Below are 19230 nucleotides of genomic sequence, written 5' to 3'. Positions count from 1 at the left end.
AATCGCGCCTTCCACCACCACCACGGCGCAGTTTTGGATGTAAAAACGAAACGAGGCGGAGTTGCGGCGTACAACTTTACCTTGGCGTCTTCGAGGCGACGGCGCTCATGCGCCGCCGAACTTCCAGACGGGAATGCCGAGCCGCTTCGCCTTGTCGGCGAGATTGTCCTGAATTCCCGTGCCCGGGAAATGCATGACGCCGATCGGCAGAAGCTCGAGCAGTGCATCGTTGCGCTTGAACGGCGCCGCCTTGGCGTGCTTCGTCCAATCGGGCCTGAAGGCGATCTGTGGCACCTTGCGATTGGTCGCCCATTTCGCAGCGATCAGTTCAGCGCCTTTCGGGGAGCCGCCATGGAGGAGGACCATGTCGGGATGCTTGGCATGAACCTTGTCGAGCCGATCCCAGATCAGATGATGGTCGTTGAAATCAAGCCCGCCAGTGAGTGCGATTTTCGGTCCTGGTGGCAACATGACCTCAGTCTCGGAACGACGCTTGGCGGCGATGAAGTCGCGGGAGTCGATCATTGCTGCGGTCAGGGTGCGGTGATTGACCAATGATCCCGACCGAGGACGCCAAGCCGAGCGGGTGTGGACCTCAAACTGCTCAATGGCCTGGTCCCGAAATAGCTCCAGGCAATTGCGACGCTCGATCAGCGAGATGCCTTCGGCCGTCAGGCGCTCGAGTTCAACCGATCGCACTTCCGAGCCGTTCTGCTCGCGTTGGCTCTTGTGCTGCGCCTGCTCGTTGTCGTCGAGGTGGCGTTCGATGCGATCGACGGCTCGATGGAACAGGTTGACGGTCGACCAGAGCAGATCGTCAAGGTCCGGCTCAAGCCGCGTGTCGTTCAGGGTCGCAACCAGGGCGTCGAAGATGTCGGCCACAGCGCCGGCGATCATCTTGCCCTCGGGGAGCGGTCTTGGATCGGGCTGGTCGTCGAAGGGACGGTAGCCGAAGAGCTGTATTTCCGTGAGGAGGTGGTCGGTTGGAGAAGAAGCGTGCGGCGGTTCGATGTCGTCATGGTCGGTCATGGGAAGAGGTCCTTTGCCGGATCGGCCGCGACCATCGCGGCCTTCGTGGCGATCCTCTGACGGCGGGCGGAACGGGCCAGCACCCGACAGGGCCGAAGCGGCAGCGGAGGATGGCGGAGGCCGGCTATTTTGCTTCGCGATGCAAAGCGCGTTGGCCAACTGCATGATGTGTCTTCACATCGCCGGCGCGCGGCGGAAAATAGCCGGGCGCAGCCATTGCCGGCCCGGGCCGCTTGCCGTCCGATCGCCCTCAGAAGGCCGAGGTCGCGGTCCTCTTCCGGTATTTGGCCTCGCTTGTGACCGGCCTATCGACTTCGATCGAAGACTAGAAGCTATTCCGCGGCCACCGTCGACGAATGCAGGAAGCGAACGACATCCTCTGGCACAAGCTGAAACCGCTGCGCTGCTTGGAGGGCTTCGAGACCGAAGACATGCAGATCTTCGTTGAAGTCCCCTAGCCGGGGCGACAGTGCGATCGCTTCAATGCCAGCGTCTGCTGCGCGCTGGCTGAGAATAGCCTGTACGGCATCCCCGGCAGCATCCGCGTCGCGCGCAATATAGAGCCGGCGCAGACCAGACGGCAGCAGTACGGCTGAGAGGTGATTGGCTGAGAGTGCAGCAGCCATGGGCATGCTCGGCAGCACGCAGCGCAACGAAAGCATCGTCTCGATACCCTCCCCGGCAGCGAGCACGTCGTCGACCACGCCGAAGCGAACGGCGTTGCCGAGCAGATCACCCATCGCGCGTCGTGGCGTGTCGATCGGAGCCTTGCCGAGCCGCACGCGATCAAAGCCGTCCGAGTCGAGCCAGGTGCGATGCACGCCAGTGATCCGGCCATTGAGATCCGTGACGCGGGCGATCATCGCCGGCCAGGTTTCCGTCGGCAAATGCTCGTCCGGCCGATAGTAGCAGCGTGGGTGAAAGCGCAGGGAGCCACCATGGTGGATGCGGGTTATTCCGCGGCGCTGCAAGTACGTTTCAGCCACTGTCCCTTCGATCGGACTGGATATCGCAAAGAGCCGACGGGCGGCTTGCCGCGATCCAATCGGCACTAGGGGACGAACAGGTTTCGGGGCCGGTTGCTGCTCAGAGCGGGGGAGCTTGAGAAAGCGCCTCGCCTCCTCCACGACCTCACGAAAGTCTCGCAACGCCAGACTTTTGCGGATGATGTCGAGGAGATCGCCATGCTCGTCGGTCGCAGCATCAGTCCACTTGCCCGCCGGCTCCTTCGGCGATTCCTGGAGCCGCACGAACAGTGAGCGGCCCGGGGTGTTGTGCACGTCGCCGACCACCCAGTACCGCCCCGCCCGCTTGCCATTGGAGAGATAGTGTCGGCACACCGCCTCGGCCTCGCGCGCGAGGCGGCGGGCCAGTTCGGAAGCATCGCGGGACATCACGCGGCCTCCCGCTCAGCGATGCGCGCGACCGGATAGGTGTCGAGCACCTGCGACAGGATCTCGACGCCGCTCGCATCCGTCGGCACGAACATGCGCAGCTTCCAGGAGATGATCTCTCCAAAGAGGCCGTAGGCCCGCAGACGGTCGCGCATCGTGTCGTTGAACCCAGACAGTTCGATGCGGTATGCGCCCATTACGCGGACGCGGCGAAGCTGGAGCCCTTCCGCAAGCTCGAGGACGGTCCGTCCCTCCACGAGTGCGGCAAAGGCAGCGTGCGGCGTCAACGCCGGCGCGTCAGCCGCAAGGGCGTTCGCGACCCAGGTCGCCGAGACCTTGCGGCCGATGATGCGTTCGCCCGCGTCGGTCTGCAGCCGATAGACGCGGGTCGACTCGTTCGGCAGCCGCTTCCAGATCGGCAGCAGCAAGCCGGCCACGACGTGGATTGTGCTTTCCGTGAACTCGGGGACTTCGGCAACCTCCGCCAGCCACGCCGCGGCGAAGCGTTCGCGGTCAGCTTCGACCCAGTGGCTTTCCGCCATCATTCTCAAGGAGACACTGTGCTGCTCCATGGGGCGGATCAGGCGAACACGCCGTTCGATCTCGCCGTCATCAAGCATGAAGCTCGGAGCTGGGACCTGCACGGCGGTTCGTGCCGAGCGCTCATTGAACAGCAGGGCGGCGCGAGGATCGGAAAGATGACCCAGGGCATTATCCAGGCTCACAGGATGATTGCGCTGGCGCTGGGAGATCGTGAGAAGCCGGGTTTCGGCGCCGGTGCCCGGATGGACATAGATCGTGCACCGGTCGGTGACGACAAAACTCTCGGCGCGGAGCGTTTCCAGCCCGACGTCATAGCTGCCCGATGCGACCGCCCCCTCGATCCGAGCGGTCAAGAGCTCCTCGAACACGGTGAACAGGATATTCTGAAGATCGATCGTGAGCGCCAGCAACCTGTTCAGAAACGTCGTGATCGGCGGCAGGTCATCCCGGAGCCCATTGGTGTCCGTCAGCTTCAGGCCGGTCGCATCCTCGAACCTCTCGAGCGAGCAGCCCTCGACCTTGCCGCGCGCCAGCAGCGTGTAGAGCTGCCGCAACGCATCGCGGCCGTACTGGCTTTCGAGATTGTCCTCGGGCCGGAACAGGCCCTGCCCTCCAGTCTGGCGCTGGCCGCGCGTGATCGCACCCAACGTGTCGAGCCGGCGCGCAATGGTGCTCAAGAAACGCTTTTCGGCCTTCACATCGGTCGCGATGGGACGAAACAGCGGCGGCTGCGCCTGGTTGGTCCGGTTGGTGCGGCCAAGCCCCTGGATCGCAGCGTCCGCCTTCCAGCCGGGCTCGAGCAAATAGTGGACCCGCAGGCGGCGATTCCGCGCCGATAGCTCAGCGTGGTAGCTTCTCCCAGTGCCGCCCGCGTCGGAGAACACGAGGATGCGCTTGACGTCATCCATGAAGGCCGACGTCTCGGCGAGGTTGGCCGAACCGGCCCGGTTTTCGACCACCAGCCGGTTGCCCTTGCGAACGATGCGGCGCGAGCGGCCTGTGACCTCCGCGACCATGTCGGTGCCGAAGCGCTGGACGACCTGGTCCAGCGCCCCAGGCACCGGCGGCAGCGAGGCGAGCTTCTCGATCAGGCGGTCGCGGCGAGCGACCGCCTCCCGGCTCTCGACCGGTTGGCCGTCGCGGTAGACAGGCCGGGAGCAGAGATTGCCCTCCGAATCCGTGAAGGGCTCATAGAGCTGGACCGGAAAGGAATGGGCGAGATAGTCGAGAACGTACTCGCGCGGAGTGATGTCGACCCGGACGTCGCCCCAGTCCTCCGTCGAAATCTCGGCGAGCCGGCGCTCCATCAGCGCTTCGCCGGTCGAGACGATCTGGATGACGGCCGCATGGCCGGCGTCGAGATCACGTTGGATCGAGCGGATCAACGACGGCGTCTTCATTGAGGTCAGGAGGTGACCAAAAAAGCGCTGCTTGGCACTCTCGAAGGCAGATCGCGCGGCCGATTTGGCCTGGCCGTTCAGCGTGCCGGTCTCGCCGGTGATGTTGGCGGCCTGCATTGCCGCGTAGAGATTGTTATGGATGATGCTGAACGCGCCAGCGTAGGCGTTGTAGATGCGAACCTGCTCGGGCGTGAGCTGGTGCTCGACGAGCTCGTACGCGACGCCCTCGTAAGATAGAGACCTCGCCGCGTAGAGACCGAGCGCCTTGAGGTCGCGCGCGAGCACCTCCATGGCCGCGACGCCGCCCTCCTCGATTGCCTCGACGAACTCGGCGCGGGTGGCGAACGGGAAGTCAGCGCCGCCCCAAAGGCCGAGGCGTTGGGCATAAGCGAGGTTGTGGACCGTGGTGGCGCCCGTCGCCGACACGTAAACCACGCGAGCATTCGGCAAAGCATGCTGGAGCCTCAGGCCGGCACGTCCCTGCTGAGAGGCCGCCTGGTCGCCGCGCTCGCCCTTGCCGCCGACCGCATTCTGCATGGCATGGCTCTCGTCGAAGACGATCGCTCCGTCGAAGTCGGAGCCCAACCATTCAACGATCTGCCTGACGCGCGAAAGCTTTTCGCCGCGCTCGTCGGTGCGCAGCGTAGCGTAGGTGGTGAAAAGGACGCCTTCCGCGAGCCGGATCGGTGAGCCCTGCCGGAAACGTGACAACGGCGTCACCAGCAACCGCTCCATGCCGAGCGCGGACCAGTCGCGCTGCGCATCTTCGATCAGCTTGTCCGATTTGCTGACCCAGACCGCACGGCGGCGACCCTTGAACCAGTTGTCGAGCAGGATGCCTGCGACCTGCCGGCCCTTGCCCGCGCCGGTGCCGTCGCCCAGGAACCAGCCTCGCCGAAATCGCTCGGCATTTTCCGCATCGTCGCGTGCGGCCGCCACGACATCAAAGGTCGCATCCACCGTCCAGGAGCCCGCAAGAAACTCGGAATGCGCCTCGCCGGCATAGATAACGCTCTCGAGCTGGGCGTCGGACAGGATGCCATTGGCCACGACATTGGCCGGCAGATGCGGCCGGTAAGACGGCTTCGGCGGCGCGACCGAGGCCATGGCGGCGGACTGCACGAGTTTGGTCGGATGCGCATGCGCGCCCGGAATACGAATCGCCTGCAGCGCGTATTCCTCATAAAGCGCCTCGGTCAATCGAGCGCCTTCCGGAGGCGTCCACTCGACCTTCTCATAGGTGAGTTCGGCGCCTTGCGCTGCACTGCTCCAAGCAGACGATGGGCGTAGCGCAGAGGCGCCAGCGGATCGTGATATCGCAGGCCGCCTGATGGCGTCGACCACGGCCGGCGCGATAACAGGCAGCCTCGGCGGCACATGATGGCTCACCCAGTCGAGCAAGGTAGCGACATCGCCCGCCGTACCCGGCGAGGCCTCGAAAATCTTCGGATCTGCCGCGGGCAGCTTGTCTATCACAAGCAGCCTGGTGTCGGTCTGCGTTCCGTGTTTCGCATAGACCGCGCCATCGATAGCGGCAGAAAACACCACCCGCCCGCATTGCTGGAGGCGAACGAAGGCATCTCGCCATGCCGGATTGTCCGGCGCAAGGCTGGCGCCGGCAATGGCAACCAGACGCCCGCCATCGCACAGCCGCGCCAAGGCAGAAACGATGTGCCGGAGCGCCGCATCCGCCATTGTTCGATCGACGTTCGCCAATGCCGAGAACGGCGGGTTCATCAAGACGACGCTCGGCACGACGCCCGCATCGAGGTGATCATCGATTTGGGCGGCGTCGAACCGCGTGACCTCAACGTTGGCGAACAGTTGATCCAGCAAGGCCGCGCGGGCCTCGGCCAGCTCGTTCAATACCAAGGCGCCGCCAGCGAGCTCAGCAAAGATGGCGAGTAAGCCGGTCCCCGCGGAGGGCTCCAGAACCCGATCGGCAGACGTAATGCCGGCTGCGGTGCATGCAGCCAGCCCCAGCGGGATCGGCGTCGAGAATTGCTGAAAGGCCTGGCTGTCCTCCGAGCGGCGTGTGTGGGTGGGAAGAAGGCTGGCGATCTTCGCGAGCATCGGCAGCATCGCGGCCGTAGAGCCAGCCTTGGTCCGGATGGCCGGGCCGAACTTGCGAAGGAACAGAACCGTTGCCGCCTCGCAGGCGTCATAGGCGGTCTTCCAGTTCCAGACGCCAGTGGCGTCGGAAGCGCCGAAGGCAGCTTCCATGGCGCTACGCAGGACAGCGGCATCGATGCGACGGCCTCGCTCGAGATCCATCACGAGCTGTCGCGCGGCCCTGACGGCAGCGGAGGTGAGAGTTGCAGCGGCGCGCATCGAGAGCGGCGCGGCGGCAGCGCCGCCGGCGAGAAATTCGGTCATGGCAGGGTTCTTTCGGAGAGCAGGAAGGGGTCGAACCATCAGGCGCTCTCCTTAAGACCCGACGGCTCAAACCCTTCCCGGCCCGGCTCTACCTCTCAGCCCTCGCCCATAAGAATGGGGACCGGCGCGGCACACCGGTCCCCAAGCAATCGCCGGACGGCTGGAGCCATCCTTTCTGCGATGTCACTCAGCCGCGTCGAGCTGTTGCGGATCGTTGTCGCTCGCGTTGTCCCGATCCTCATCATCGGCGAGGAATTCGGGTAGCGGGCCCGCTTCACTCTCCTGCTCCCCTGACGCCGCATTGGGATCGACCAGACGCAGCGGCTCCGGCAACCAGCCCGAACCATCGAGAAGGCGCTCGGCCTCCTTGGCCATGTCGGCCTTCTTCAGGTGGTCGATCAATTGTGCGGAAGGGTCACCCTTGGCTTCCCGCACTGCCTCGATAATGCGAGGCTTGGTGACCCGGCCGAGATAATTGTCGACGGAGGGCTTCCACCCCGCTTGAACCATGTCGAGGCCGACGGCACGTGCCAGCACATCGGCCTGGTCGAGCCGGGTGCGGACGCCGTGGGCGGAGACGCGGCCCTGATTGTAGCGGTTGGCCGGCTCATAGAGAGCGTTGACCGCAAACGACGCACAGTGAGCGAACAGCGATGCCTGTGCACCACCATCGAGAGCTGTCAGCGCGTCCCAAAGATCGTTCTCGCCCTTCGGCAACCGTGCCTTCCAGGACTCATGCCGGGCCTCGACGGCCTTCGCCGACGCGCTTTCCCTCAAGCCAGGCGCTTGAGCTGGAAAGGTCGGCGTCCGAAGGCCGATCTCAAGGCAGCTTCCAGACGACGCGAACCGGTAAAAGGCCGTCAGCACGAAGTTGTGCAGCACCGCCTGGAACGCGACCGCGGGATTTTCTGCCAGCGCATCGCGCAATGCCAGCGTGCGATGCGCTGTCAACTCGGTGATCAGTCGATCCGGCAGAGGTCTAGCCGCGTCGTCATCATCCTCTTCAGCATCAGAAGCATGACCCGCGACTGCAATTACCGTGCGCTGGGCGGAAGGGCGCTCTTCTTGACCTCCGGTCGACGACGCATCGGCGCCGTGCCCGCCGTCCGGATCAGTCGCCGGCACCTCGTCCTCTGGCCGGACGTAACCCCGGTCCACGGAGAGGCGTCCTTCGGAATCGATGCTGACGAAGACACCAGCTCGGACGATCTCCATCGGTTCGTAAAGCATCGGCCGGTCTTCGAACGCCGCCAGCGCCGCCTCGATTTCGCCGAGACGCTTATCGATCTCGTCGGGCAGCTCGTCGGCATCCTGGTAATCGGCTTCAAGCTTGGCCTGCTCAGCGTTCAGGGCGTCGATGGTGGCCTGCTCCTCAGGCGAGAGATCGACAGGTTTGCCTTCGATTTCTCGTAGGCCTCGAGTGTGACCGTAGGGGAACGCTACGGCGATTGAGATCCACTTCCAGCCTTCGGCAGCAATTGTCTCAGCTTCGGCTTTGAGCTTTTCTGTTACGAGGCGGTCGAGCAACACGATGTCCTGAAGCCAGCCGCCGTCGTCGTGCTCGAACAGATCCCGCAGAACGCCGCCACCCGCGTGCTGATAGGCATCAAGACCCACAAATTGCGCCCGGCGATCGGACCCGCGCACGGTGTTCTCGGTGAGCATGCGGCGGATCTGGTATGGCTCGTCATAACCCGAACGGCTGACGTTCTCCCAGACTTGCTCCTGACGGTCGTGATCGGCAGTGACCGAGAACGCCATGAGCTGTTCGAGCGTCATGCCGTCTTCGGCATAGACCTCATGCAGCTTCGGCGAGACCGACGCCAGGCGGAGGCGCTGCTTGACGATCGCCGGGTTCACGAAATGGCGCGCGCCGATGTCTTCCTCGGTCATGCCGAGATCGCGGAGAGTCTGGAAGGCCCGAAACTGATCAAGCGGATGCAGGCCGATCCGCTCATCGTTCTCCGCCACTGAATCGTCCTCGGCGATGCCCCCTTCGCGAACGACGCACGGCACCGCCTGAGTCTTGGACATCCGCTTCTGTTTCACCAGGAGTTCGAGAGCGCGATAGCGCCTGCCGCCCGCCGGCACCTCGAACATGCCGGTCTCGTTCCCATCTGCATCAACGACGGCCCGGACACTCAGACTTTGCAGAAGCGTACGCTGCGCGATGCTCTCGGCCAGCTGTTCGATCGAGACACCGGCCTTGACGCGGCGAACGTTCGACTGGCTGAGCACGAGCTTGTTGAAAGGAATATCCCGGGAAGGCGACAGCGTGATCTTTTGTACGGCTTTCGTCATTTTGGCTCTCCACAACGGGGGCCGTGAGACTCTCTCTCGGCTTCCAACCCGTCGCGAACAGCCTTCCCTCCTCTCACTCTCGCACGAGGCCAAGCATCACGCAGCCTCGTGATCGGCGACGGCTGAATCCAGCGACGCGGGCTCAATGGAGCCGGGAACGAAGCCGAGCAAATAGTCCGCAGCCTTGCTCGCCTGCGAGGCGGCCCGCACGATGGCGCGATTGTCTTCGCGCAGGACTTCAAGCCAGGAGCCGATATAGTCGGCATGACGCACGGTGGGGACGATCCCGAGCGACGCGCAGCTGAACGCGGAACTCAATTCGGCGACCAGCTCTTCGAAGGCATATTTCTTGGTACCGTGGGATCCGCTCTGGTCGCGGTTGAGCCGCGAGGGATGCCCGGTCGCATGACCGAGCTCATGCAATGCTGTGCGGTGCCAGTTGATGGGTTCGAAATAGGCCTGCGGCGGCGGGACCTGAACATAGTCTTCGGCTGTTGCATAGAATGCGCGATCTCCACCGATGCGAAATGGAATTCCACTGGCCTTGATCAGGGCGTCAACCGTGGGTTCGATGAGGCCAGCCGGCGGTGGCGGCGCAGCGGCGGCAATACCATAGGGCAGATCTTCGCACTGATCGGTGTTGAATACGGTAAATCGTTTGAGGAATGGAATCGCCTGCGCGTCTTCGCCGGTTTCGGCCGCCCGGCGTTCTTCGTCATCCGGCACGAAACGATCAGCGTAGACGACTGTGGTGCCTCGCTCTTCCTTGCGAACGTGGCCGCCAAGCGAGAGCGCCTGTCGAAATGTGAGCCAACTTTGCCCGGTAAATCCGCGTTCGATCACGGTTCCCCAGAGGATGAGGATGTTAACGCCACTGTATTGCCGGTTGGTCGACGCATTTTTCGGCATGGCCAGCGGCGCTTTCACCGCGGCCGTACCCCAGGGCTGAACCCAGGGGACGCGTCCGGCCTCAAGCTCGGCAATGAACTTGTCGGTGATCTCGTTATAGAGGTTCGCCCGGTCCTGGCCGGCGCGCGCGCGAGCAGTAGGGTTTGACATCGCGGGGGTCTCCGCGACGGGCACCGCGAGCCTCTCTCGCAGCTTGTAACCCGTCACGGAAAAACCCAGCCTGCACTCTTACTCTCAGCTTCTAGCGCAATCTGCCTTAGGCCGCAGGCCCGATCAGGCGTGCGCCCAAGGGCGCATCGCCTCAACGGAAAATGGCACCCGGAGAGCGTGAGCATAGCGACCCGAAGGGGCGCGACGGTCCGAGTGCAGCGACGAGACCGGTTCAATGGCGGCACCCGGGAACGGGGCAGTGATAGCGATCGCCGCAGGCGGGCCCCTTTCCCGAGTGCCCCCGGCGAGGAGCACCAAAGGCCTAGCGCGAGGGATCGAAGCCGCAAGGCCGAGACGCTGCGCGGCTCGGTTCACGAGAGCCCGGTGCGGCCCCGGCCGCGCGCGCCAAAACCTGAGTGAATGTGATGCAGGCAATGATACGAGAACCGCCCGGCACTTTCACAGGAGTCTCACAATTGTGGAAGAGAGGCCGGTGGGCGGAGCGAAGTGGAGACCACTCGCGGACGCGGCGAAAGAGGCACCCGCAGGAGGGGCAGCATAGCGCCGACGCGTAGCGGCGGGACCCGGGACCGTGTGCAGTCGCGAGACCGGTCAAGAAGGCTCCCGACCCGAAGGGCAGTGATAGCGACGCCGGCATGCAATGACGGCGGCCCGAGGGCGAGTGCCTCCGGCGAGCGACTCAATTCGGATTCGCATCTCATTGGTATCAATTTTGCTTTTGTGATAACGTCTCACTCGTGCGCATGTCTATGCACGGCGTGGGCATGTTCACTAGAGCCAATTCTTACAGAGGACGACATGGCCAAGAAAGCGAAGAAGGCAAAGAAGACCGCGAAGGCAGCTACCAAGAAGGTGGCAAAGAAGACTTCAAAGAAAAAGAAGTAGTCCTATCGGCTACTGATCTAGTGCCGCCTCCGGGTCGCAACCCGGATGAAAAGCGAGACCTTCCAAAGGATATGAAGCGTCCTTTGCAGCCGTTCGGTATCGCGGCACGCTAAGATAAGGCCGGACCTTTGTGCAGGTGGCTGCTGCATAAAGGTCCGGTTTTTCGTTTCTGCCGGCAAAGCGTGATCTGCTCGTGCGCGAGGGATCGAAGCCGCAAGGCCGAGACGCTGCGCGGCTCGGTTCACGAGAGCCCGGTGCGGCGACAGCCGCACGCGCAAAACGGACAAGGAGCGACCACCTGAGCTCGGACGTCTGAAGCATCGGGAAAACGGCTTCTTCAGTTCGTTCTTGCCCACCCGAGCACCCGGCCATAGCGATGGGGAACGTCTGCGGGACTAAACGATTCGTCTCAGCGTGGGAGAACCTTTGAATGCTGATGACCAAGCAGAGACGGCCGCCGATCCGCACCCTGCGCGGTCGGGCGGTCCACGTGCTTCAGGAAGCGGGCGCTATCCGCGAGTGCGAGGAGCACGGTTGGATGCAGGATCGCGCCGATCCCCATGCACGGGAACGGGCCTTTGACATCGCCCGTGGCGCCCCGCCGGCAGCCGTCTCCCCCGATGCAGCGGTGGCCGAGGTGCGTGACTTGCTCGACTCGATTGGCGACACCTGCCCGGAGTGCCCTCCAGATTAGAAGGGCTGGTGCTGGACCCAAAAATGCCAGCCCGGCTTTCCATATCAGCGGGCCAGCCTTTTCTCCACGCGCTTGCGGGAATTACCGACCTTCTTGACGGCCTTCTTCACCGCAGAGGCCGAGCGGCCAGTCTTCTGTGCTTCATACCGGACTTCGTGGTCCTGCCCTTTCGCGACCCGGGCGCGATCCTGTTTGCGTCCACGCGCGGTCTTCTTCTTCGCTGCGGCCATCGGCTCCTCCTCTTTAGAAGTGATGGCAATGCAACGCAGCAAGGATTCACGGGTTCCGTTCCTCGTAGGCCGCATCTCAGTGGCCACAAGGATGACCATGGACGATTGGCGCCCATCCATCGAGCAGCAGACCGTCCCAGGAAATGACGCCGTCATCCCATCTCGACGCATGCTCGCGGTACATCGAAGCCCAATGAGGGCTCCATTCGATGATCTGGTCGTTGAGACCATCGTTCACGCGACACGTCATATCGGGATCGAACGTGTCCATCGAGTTCATGCCGGATGTCCGGGATCGACGTCCTCGGGCGTCTTCTTTTCCAGCTGAGGTGTCATCCTCGTCGGACTTTCCTTGCCGGTTACGCCGCGCGGACCCAGCTGATCGCGCTGAATGTCGTCCTCGGAGCGTTGGGCTCCACTCCATTCGCGGGCTTCTCAGGCATCATTCCATCCGAGCCTTGTCTTTCAGGTCGCGGATCCGGATCTCGGCTTCCTCCTTCGAAGTGACGATCTCCGATTCATCTGGCACCCGAGCGATCGCGCTGAGCCTCTTGAGCTCGGCGAGTTGTTCTGCAGTTGGTTTTTCCATCTTCGAATCCTTGAGCGCCTGCACGACGGCCTCGTCGTCAAGCACATCCAGCAGCTGGTTTATGGTCTGCTCGCAATCTCTGGGGCCAGGCTCGACATATCGGGCCAGGATGCCCTGAGCGTCTTCCAGGGCCTTCGCAACTCGCCGTTCCGGATCCATGACCGGTACTCCACATACTCACGGGAAAACGCCGCTATGAACGGCCCGTTCCTTTGCTCAGTCCCTTGAACGAGCTGGCTCGAAGGAGCCCTTCGGAGGTGATGTCGCGGTACTCGATGTCGGCATAAAACTTGGGTTCGACCCACGTCGCCTTCGGTTTCCTGATGGTTTTCGTCAGCCTCTGCTTCGGGCTGACTACGGTATCGAGCGCCTTGCGGATATGCGCCGAAGTGGTCCGGCTCCATCCCGTGCCGACCTTCCCCATGTAGACGAGATCCTTGCCTTCCTTCTTGCCCAGATAGAGTGCGGCCACGCCAGATGCGTCCTTGATGAAACCGACCACGGGAAACTTGCCCTTCTGAACGACCTTGATCTTCTGCCAGGCTTCGACCCGCTCCGATCGGTACGGCGCATCCACGCGCTTTGAGATGATGCCCTCATAGTTCAACTTGCTGGCGGCAACGAACAGCGCCTGCCCGTCCCCTTCATGGTGTTCACTTAAGAAGATGGGCTCCTGGAGCCTGTGCTCCTCGATCAACTCCTTGAGCAGCCTTTTCCGCTCAAGCTGCGGCTCCTTGCGCAAATCCTTGCCATCGAGCCACAGCAGATCGAACGCGAAGAAGATCAGGCGGTCCTGGTCGCCTCTGCCGAGGTCCGCCTGCAGCTCGGAGAAATTGGTGCGACCCTCATGGATGACGACGACTTCGCCGTCGAGAATGGCCTGCCCCTCGATATCGAAGGCGGCAGCTATTCTCGAAAACTTGCTGACCCAGTTATAGCCGTTGCGGGTGTAGGCCCGGCGATCGTCGCCGTCGATTCGGAGCTGGATGCGGTACCCATCGTATTTGATTTCGTGAATCCATTGGGATCCCGAAGGTGCCTTCATCTTCAGGGTCGCCAGTTGGGGGCTGATGAACCCCGGTATCTGAGGAGCTTCTGGCTTCTCGGCCGGAGGCGCCGCTCTTGTACGCTTCGCCACTCTACGCAACTCACAAAAAACCCGCCGCCGGGTTGGGGCCGGTGGCGGGCAGTTTACCTACCTTACTCAACGAGTCTCGCAACTTCGAAGGTGGCGAGGAGTTCCTACGACCTCGCTGGTTCTCAAGCTTTCGAATATGAGCGAGCCGGCCCGCGTTTGGTGCAGTGCCAAAAAAGGCCAATCCCTGTCGCATCGAACTCCGATCGATAGCGGGCGTTTACCTGGCATGTCAGACGCATTCGATTACTTTCGGGCCCACGCGGTGCGAGCTCTCTGCAAAGTGAGATCCATGCCGAGAAGCAGGATGAAGCATCTGCAGCTGGTGGCCGGACGGATCTACAATCTCCTCAAGAAGGAAGCTGCCTACTGCCCCATTATCCAGCACCTGAACGATTTCCGCGCAGCCCAGGAGCTTGAGAGCTCTCTCAATCGCCAGCCAAGTGGCCGCTCCGGCGGTCGCCTTACTTCGGCGGCGCCGCAAAGCGTCGACCGGGAGCCTCGCTGATGCCTTCGCTCGACACTCGCGGTGTAGCAAGTCTCCTGCGAGAGTACGCGCAGCGTACCGCCCTGCGAGGCGGCAATCCCTACAGGGCGAAAGCCTACTCGCGAGCCGCAGACAGCCTGGCGACCCTTGCCGTTCCTCTGGACGTGCTCATCGCCGAAGACCGTCTTACGGAGATCCCGGGCGTCGGCGACGCGATAGCCGACATCATCACCAAGCTTCACAAGACGGGCAATCATCCCAGCCTCGAAAAGCTGCGGAAGGAGATCCCCGGGGGCGTGCTTGAGCTGCTGGCTGTACCGGGTTTGCGTCCGGAGAAGGTGCTGCGGCTCTACCAGGATCTCGGTATCACCTCCCTCGCGGAATTGGAGGCCGCCGCCAAGGACGATCGCATCAAGAAGGCGAAAGGACTCGGTGCCGCGCTGCAGACCAAGATCCTGCAAAATCTCGCAATCGCCAAAAGCGGAGAAGGCCGCCTTCACCTGCACCGAGCCGCCGCCTTGCTCGCGCACGCGAAGGAATCCATTCGCAAGGCACGCCCCGAACTCAAGCGCGTGACGATCGCTGGCGATTTCCGTCGAGGCTGCGAACTCGTCGCCGACCTCGCCATCGTTGCGGAGGCTGCCAAGTCGGACGAGACAGCGATGCCATCGTCCGACGGACTGCAAGTCCGGGTGTCCGACCGCAAACATTTCGGCGCCGCCCTTCTCTTCGCCACCGGCTCCGCCGGTCACATCGAGCAGCTCCAAGCCTTGGCCGCCGAGAAGGGCATGCGGTTGGACGCTCACGGCCTGCACAAGGGCCGCACACTGATCGCCGGCGAGGAGGCTGACATCTACCAGGCTCTCGGGCTGCCCTTCATCGATCCCGAGCTCAGGGAGGGCCGCGGCGAGGTCGAGCTGGCCTTGAAGGGCAAGTTGCCGAAGCTTGTGACCGACAAGGACCTGCGCGGAATCCTGCACTGCCACACCGATGCTTCCGATGGGACAGAGACCCTGGAGACCATGGCGAAGGCGACCCGTCAGCGCGGCTTCGAGTATTTTGGCGTAGCCGACCATTCCAAGTCCGCCCATTACGCCGGCGGTCTCTCCCTCGAAGAGATCGTGCAGCAGCACAGGGAAGCCGACCGCTTGAACAAGCGCTTCGGTAAGGACTTTCGGATCCTCAAGGGCATCGAGTCGGACATCCTGGCTGACGGGTCGCTCGACTACGACGACGAGGTGCTTGAACGTTTCGACTTCGTCGTCGCCAGCATCCACGGCCGTTTCAAGCTGGACCGCAAGGCGCAGACCCAGCGCCTGCTTCGGGCCATTTCCGATCCTCACACGACCATCATCGGCCACATGACCGGGCGGCAGCTGCAGCGGCGGCCGGGCTATGAGATCGACATTGAGAAGGTGCTTCGGGCATGTGCAAAGCATGACGTAGTTGTCGAGATCAACGCGCATCCATGGCGCCTCGACCTGGATTGGCGCTGGCACCGGGCTGCGCTCGAGTTCGGCTGCATGCTGAGCATCAATCCGGACGCGCACTCGATTCCCGAGCTCGACCACATGCACTGGGGCGTCGAGATGGCTCGCAAGGGCGGCGTACCCGCCGACCGGGTCCTGAACGCGATGCCGCTTCCCGAAATCGCACGCTACCTGCGCCAAAAGCGGCGTTCGCTTGCCCGCGCTGCCTGATGTCGCACCCGCACGACCTCTCACTCGAGGGAAGGGTGGTTGCGGTAGCCGCCGATCGCGGCCACCACTTCAGCAAGCCGCCACGGGAACGGATCGTGCTGGTGGAAGGTCACGGTGTCGACGGCGATGCCCACGCCGGCGCCTTCGTCCGGCACCGATACCTCACCCGTCGCCAGCCCCGGCTTCCCAATCTGCGGCAGGTTCACCTGATCCCATCCGAGCGATTTGCGCACCTCCGGGAAGCTGCCTTCGCAGTCGCAGCGGGAGACCTCGGCGAGAACATCACCACGGCCGGACTGGACCTCGAACTGATGCCGCTCGGGACGCTGATCGAGCTCGGGCCCACGGCGATCATCGAGTTGACAGGCCTCCGCACGCCCTGTGTCCTAATCGACCGCTTCCGAGCTGGCCTGAAACGGCACGTGCTCTCGTCGGCGGAAACAGGGCCTCCATTCAAATGCGGGGTGCTGGGAGTGGTTCGGGCCGGTGGAGCGGTTGCGGCCGGCGACACCGCGCGGGTGCGCTTCCCGTCCACCTCCTTTGAAACCTTGCCGGCGCTGTAAGAGCCCGGTGTACAACTCGGCCGATTGATAGCCGAATCGAAAAGCGCTCGGTAGATCGCGCTGGCATGGCCGCAAACAAGGTAACGGCGGTACGCTTGGGGCTGGGGAAGCAATCGACGGTCCGGGACTATCAAGCCGCCCAGCTTCACTGGCGGCTTTTTCTTTGGCTCGACCGTGCCTCAAGAGGCATTCGCCCTCGCTCGTTCACGGGCCTCTCGGCGACGCTCCCGGCGCTCGCGGCGACGCTTGGCACGATCGGCGGGCTGCCGCAGAGGAGGAACGTCCGTCGCGACCTCCATTGCAGCTGTAGTCTCCTCGACCACCGATGCCTGGCTCGGCTCGGGTGCAGCAGGGCGGGCTTCCATGAACTCAAGCGCCGCCCGTCCTTTGGACGTGATCTTCCAACCGCCGCTGATGCGTTCAACCAGCCCTTGCGACCAGATGTCGAGATCCGGAACCCGCGCCGCGAGGCGCCTGGTTCGATCCGCCCAATCGCGACCGCTGGTCGCCAGGATCGCCATGTCCCTCTTGAGGTCCTCCATCACGGCAAACCCATCCGGATATGCCACCAGGATCTTGAGGACGGTCACCTGGAAGTTCACGCCCGCTCCTCCCGATCAGCGCCACATCGTGGGCGCGTGCGAGAGGGCATTGCGACCGACCTGCTTAAGAGCCTCCGGAGAAATCTCGCCCCTGGTAGCGGCCTCCAGAATTTTCGAGGCGACGTGGGTCCGTGCGCCGATCTCGCGCTGCGAGACGCATTCGCAGACTTCATCAAGGACCGCGCGCAAAAGCGCGGTGGTTGCCGTGTCGAACATGAGGTGCCCCCAAGAGGGAAAACCCCATCCTAACCGGTCTTGCCGACTTGTGGATTCAGGAATGTTAAACTTCGCCGCAAGTACAGCATCGAATTGGAGAGCAGAATTGTCAAAAGGCCGCTCAGAGCGGGGGCAACGCACCCGGTGACGTTGCACGCCCTGGCTTTTTGACCTGGGCCAGGCCATCTTCTTCAATTGTCGCACGGAACTCACGATGCATTCCACTCGTTCCTGCCCATCTCTCTTCCCGTCGTCCAGCCATGGCTCGAAAATCAACTCTGCCTCGCCGCCTGCAGCCCATGCTGGCCACGCTGACAGATTCGGCCTTCGACGATCCCAATTGGGTCTTCGAGGACAAATTCGATGGTTTTCGCATGGTCGCGGAAATCCGGGGTGGTCGGGTCGCACTCTACAGTCGCAACGGGAAGATCATCAGCCACTCCTATGTCAAGGTCGCGAAAGCACTTGAAGGCGTGAAGGCGGACGCTGTCATCGATGGCGAGCTGGTTGCGATCGGAAAGGACGGCGTATCCCATTTCCAGTTGCTTCAGAACGCCCTGCGCCACGAGGCTAAGCTTTTGTACTGCGCGTTCGACCTCATGTTCGCAGACGGCGAGGACCTGCGTGCGCTGTCGCTTCTCGAACGCAAGAAGCGGCTCAAGGCCATCCTGCCGAGCCATAAGCTGATCGCGTTCAGCAACCATCGCAAAGGCAATGGCACAAAGTTCTTCGCAGAAGCCGAACGGAGACATCTCGAAGGCATCATGGCCAAGCGCGCCGACAGCCCCTACGCGTCTGGACGCCGGACCGCCGACTGGCTGAAGGTGAAGACCACGCAGCGGCAGGAGGTCGTGATTGCCGGCTTCACAGCGCCGAGGCGAACCCGGCCGTTCTTTGGCGCTCTTGTCTTAGCGGTACGCGAAGATGACGCCTGGCGGTACATCGGCCACGTCGGCACCGGCTTCAGCCACCAGGCTCTCGAAGAGCTTCACGGCAAGCTCGTGAAGCTCAAGACCGCCAAGTCGCCGTTCCCTGCCAAGGTGAAGGATGAGCAGGTCACGACCTGGGTCCGCCCTGCATTGGTCGCAGAAGTGAAGTTCGCGGAGTGGACCAGCAAGGGCGAGCTGCGCCAGCCGGTCTATCTCGGGCTGCGGTCTGACAAAAACGCGAAGGACGTTGTTCGCGAAAGGAGCCGGTCGCGAAAATAATGCGCTTGTGACGAAGCATACGACTTAGAATTCAGCCGGCTTCGCGCTCGGATGTCGAAGGCCACGGCGGCAGGGGCGGCAACCCGAGAGCCTTGCGTACCGGTCCGAACGATCGCCGGTGAGCTGCGCATGCGCCAAGGCTGGCGAGCGCCTCATAATGAGCCGGCACCGGGTAGCCCTTGTGATCAGCGAATCCGTAGGCGGGGTGACGCACGTCGAGCGCCCGCATGACCCTGTCGCGCTCGACTTTCGCGAGGATGGAGGCGGCCGCGATGCTGGCGGACTTGGCATCGCCCTTAATAATTGCCTGCTGAGGGATGTCGATTTCCTTCAACCGCTTCGCATCGATCAGCAAGTGCTGCGGCGTCAACCCTAGCCCCCGGACCGCCCGCTGCATCGCCTGGATGCCTGCCCAATAGATGTTGATTGCGTCGATCTCCTCGACCTCGACGAATGCTACGCACCAACTCTCTGCCTTTTCTTTGATTTCCTTCGCGAGTCCTTCGCGAGCCGCGGCGTCGAGTTTTTTCGAGTCGTCGATCCCGACTATCCGCGTGCCTGGTTTAAGGATCACGGCTCCAGCGGACACGGGCCCGGCGAGAGGGCTCATTCCGGCCTCGTCCACACCTGCCACGGCAAAATGGCCGCTCTCCCAGAGCGAGGTCTCGAAGCGGAGCATCTTGCGGAGGCGCTGCCCTTCGGACCGATTTTCGAAGCGACGTTTATCGATTGCAGCCAGGATGGCACGCGCTCCCGCGCGGCTGTCGGCCCGCAAGATCTGCTCCACGCTGGCCTCGA

18 protein-coding genes are annotated in these 19230 nt (G+C 63.1%); 6 read left to right on the top strand and 12 right to left on the bottom strand.

All coding sequences use genetic code 11. The annotated features are described in order from the left end of the window. Positions 1 to 105: 105 nt before the first annotated feature. The 5 genes from FXB41_RS38100 to FXB41_RS38080 form a co-directional block, all read right to left on the bottom strand. Positions 106 to 1029 (bottom strand): DUF2493 domain-containing protein, encoded by a 924-nt coding sequence (locus tag FXB41_RS38100; RefSeq protein WP_219685437.1) that lies wholly within the window; start codon positions 1027 to 1029, stop codon positions 106 to 108. Positions 1030 to 1361: 332 nt separating this feature from the next. Beyond that, complete coding sequence (locus FXB41_RS38095) at positions 1362 to 2423, bottom strand: DUF7146 domain-containing protein (protein WP_219685436.1); 1062 nt, start codon at positions 2421 to 2423, stop codon at positions 1362 to 1364. After that, on the bottom strand, positions 2423 to 6742 hold the full coding sequence (locus tag FXB41_RS38090) for a strawberry notch-like NTP hydrolase domain-containing protein (RefSeq protein WP_219685435.1): 4320 nt from the start codon (positions 6740 to 6742) through the stop codon (positions 2423 to 2425). Before FXB41_RS38090 ends, FXB41_RS38095 begins: the two co-directional genes overlap by 1 nt. 183 nt (positions 6743 to 6925) lie before the next feature. After that, on the bottom strand, positions 6926 to 9043 hold the full coding sequence (locus tag FXB41_RS38085) for a ParB/RepB/Spo0J family partition protein (protein ID WP_219685434.1): 2118 nt from the start codon (positions 9041 to 9043) through the stop codon (positions 6926 to 6928). A gap of 96 nt (positions 9044 to 9139) precedes the next feature. After that, the gene (locus FXB41_RS38080; RefSeq protein WP_219685453.1) at positions 9140 to 10102 is read right to left on the bottom strand and encodes an ArdC family protein; all 963 of its coding nucleotides are present in this window, start codon (positions 10100 to 10102) and stop codon (positions 9140 to 9142) included. Between the two features lie 785 nt (positions 10103 to 10887). On the opposite strand from FXB41_RS38080, the gene FXB41_RS38075 reads away from it, so the two are divergent. After that, positions 10888 to 11121: a hypothetical protein gene (locus FXB41_RS38075; RefSeq protein ID WP_219685433.1), complete on the top strand. Its 234-nt coding sequence runs from the start codon at positions 10888 to 10890 to the stop codon at positions 11119 to 11121. Positions 11122 to 11438: 317 nt separating this feature from the next. After that, positions 11439 to 11702: a hypothetical protein gene (locus FXB41_RS38070; protein WP_219685432.1), complete on the top strand. Its 264-nt coding sequence runs from the start codon at positions 11439 to 11441 to the stop codon at positions 11700 to 11702. 44 nt (positions 11703 to 11746) lie between these two features. Here FXB41_RS38070 and FXB41_RS38065 read toward each other — a convergent pair whose 3' ends face one another. The 4 genes from FXB41_RS38065 to ligD (FXB41_RS38050) all read right to left on the bottom strand — a co-directional run bounded on the left by FXB41_RS38065 (position 11747) and on the right by ligD (FXB41_RS38050) (position 13659). Further along, a complete protein-coding gene (locus tag FXB41_RS38065) occupies positions 11747 to 11932 on the bottom strand; it encodes a DUF3606 domain-containing protein (protein ID WP_219685431.1) in 186 nt (61 codons plus the stop codon). Between the two features lie 76 nt (positions 11933 to 12008). Further along, positions 12009 to 12212, bottom strand: a complete 204-nt coding sequence (locus FXB41_RS38060) for a hypothetical protein (protein WP_219685430.1) — start codon at positions 12210 to 12212, stop codon at positions 12009 to 12011. A 162-nt stretch (positions 12213 to 12374) separates the two neighbouring features. After that, the gene (locus FXB41_RS38055; RefSeq protein WP_219685429.1) at positions 12375 to 12680 is read right to left on the bottom strand and encodes a hypothetical protein; all 306 of its coding nucleotides are present in this window, start codon (positions 12678 to 12680) and stop codon (positions 12375 to 12377) included. 34 nt (positions 12681 to 12714) lie between these two features. Beyond that, entirely contained in the window at positions 12715 to 13659 is a 945-nt protein-coding gene (gene ligD / locus FXB41_RS38050; RefSeq protein ID WP_311985947.1) for a non-homologous end-joining DNA ligase, read from the bottom strand. A gap of 304 nt (positions 13660 to 13963) precedes the next feature. On the opposite strand from ligD (FXB41_RS38050), the gene FXB41_RS38045 reads away from it, so the two are divergent. From FXB41_RS38045 to FXB41_RS38035, 3 genes are read left to right on the top strand one after another with little or no spacing between them, the layout of a single operon-like run. Next, entirely contained in the window at positions 13964 to 14164 is a 201-nt protein-coding gene (locus tag FXB41_RS38045; RefSeq protein WP_246649533.1) for a hypothetical protein, read from the top strand. Then, positions 14164 to 15843: a DNA polymerase/3'-5' exonuclease PolX gene (locus FXB41_RS38040; RefSeq protein WP_219685426.1), complete on the top strand. Its 1680-nt coding sequence runs from the start codon at positions 14164 to 14166 to the stop codon at positions 15841 to 15843. Before FXB41_RS38045 ends, FXB41_RS38040 begins: the two co-directional genes overlap by 1 nt. A 35-nt stretch (positions 15844 to 15878) precedes the next feature. Continuing rightward, positions 15879 to 16406, top strand: coding sequence for an MOSC domain-containing protein (locus tag FXB41_RS38035; protein WP_311985946.1), 528 nt, complete (start codon positions 15879 to 15881; stop codon positions 16404 to 16406). A 179-nt stretch (positions 16407 to 16585) separates the two neighbouring features. Here the strand turns inward: FXB41_RS38035 and FXB41_RS38030 are convergent, their stop codons facing one another. Both FXB41_RS38030 and FXB41_RS38025 read right to left on the bottom strand, forming a co-directional pair. Continuing rightward, the gene (locus tag FXB41_RS38030; RefSeq protein WP_219685424.1) at positions 16586 to 17008 is read right to left on the bottom strand and encodes a hypothetical protein; all 423 of its coding nucleotides are present in this window, start codon (positions 17006 to 17008) and stop codon (positions 16586 to 16588) included. Between the two features lie 15 nt (positions 17009 to 17023). Continuing rightward, entirely contained in the window at positions 17024 to 17224 is a 201-nt protein-coding gene (locus FXB41_RS38025; RefSeq protein ID WP_219685423.1) for a hypothetical protein, read from the bottom strand. 260 nt (positions 17225 to 17484) lie between these two features. Between FXB41_RS38025 and ligD (FXB41_RS38020) the strand changes: the two genes are divergently transcribed. Continuing rightward, positions 17485 to 18432: a non-homologous end-joining DNA ligase gene (ligD, locus tag FXB41_RS38020; RefSeq protein ID WP_219685452.1), complete on the top strand. Its 948-nt coding sequence runs from the start codon at positions 17485 to 17487 to the stop codon at positions 18430 to 18432. A gap of 31 nt (positions 18433 to 18463) precedes the next feature. On the opposite strand, the gene rnhB is transcribed toward ligD (FXB41_RS38020), so the two are convergent. Then, positions 18464 to 19230 (bottom strand): ribonuclease HII (gene rnhB, locus FXB41_RS38015; protein WP_219685422.1); only part of this gene is annotated, 767 nt, incomplete at its 5' end.

Source organism: Bradyrhizobium canariense (assembly GCF_019402665.1).
In the GTDB taxonomy this organism is placed as follows: domain Bacteria; phylum Pseudomonadota; class Alphaproteobacteria; order Rhizobiales; family Xanthobacteraceae; genus Bradyrhizobium; species Bradyrhizobium canariense.
The sequence above is the reverse complement of the archived record's forward strand: the minus strand, read 5'-3'. Positions and strand labels throughout refer to the sequence as shown.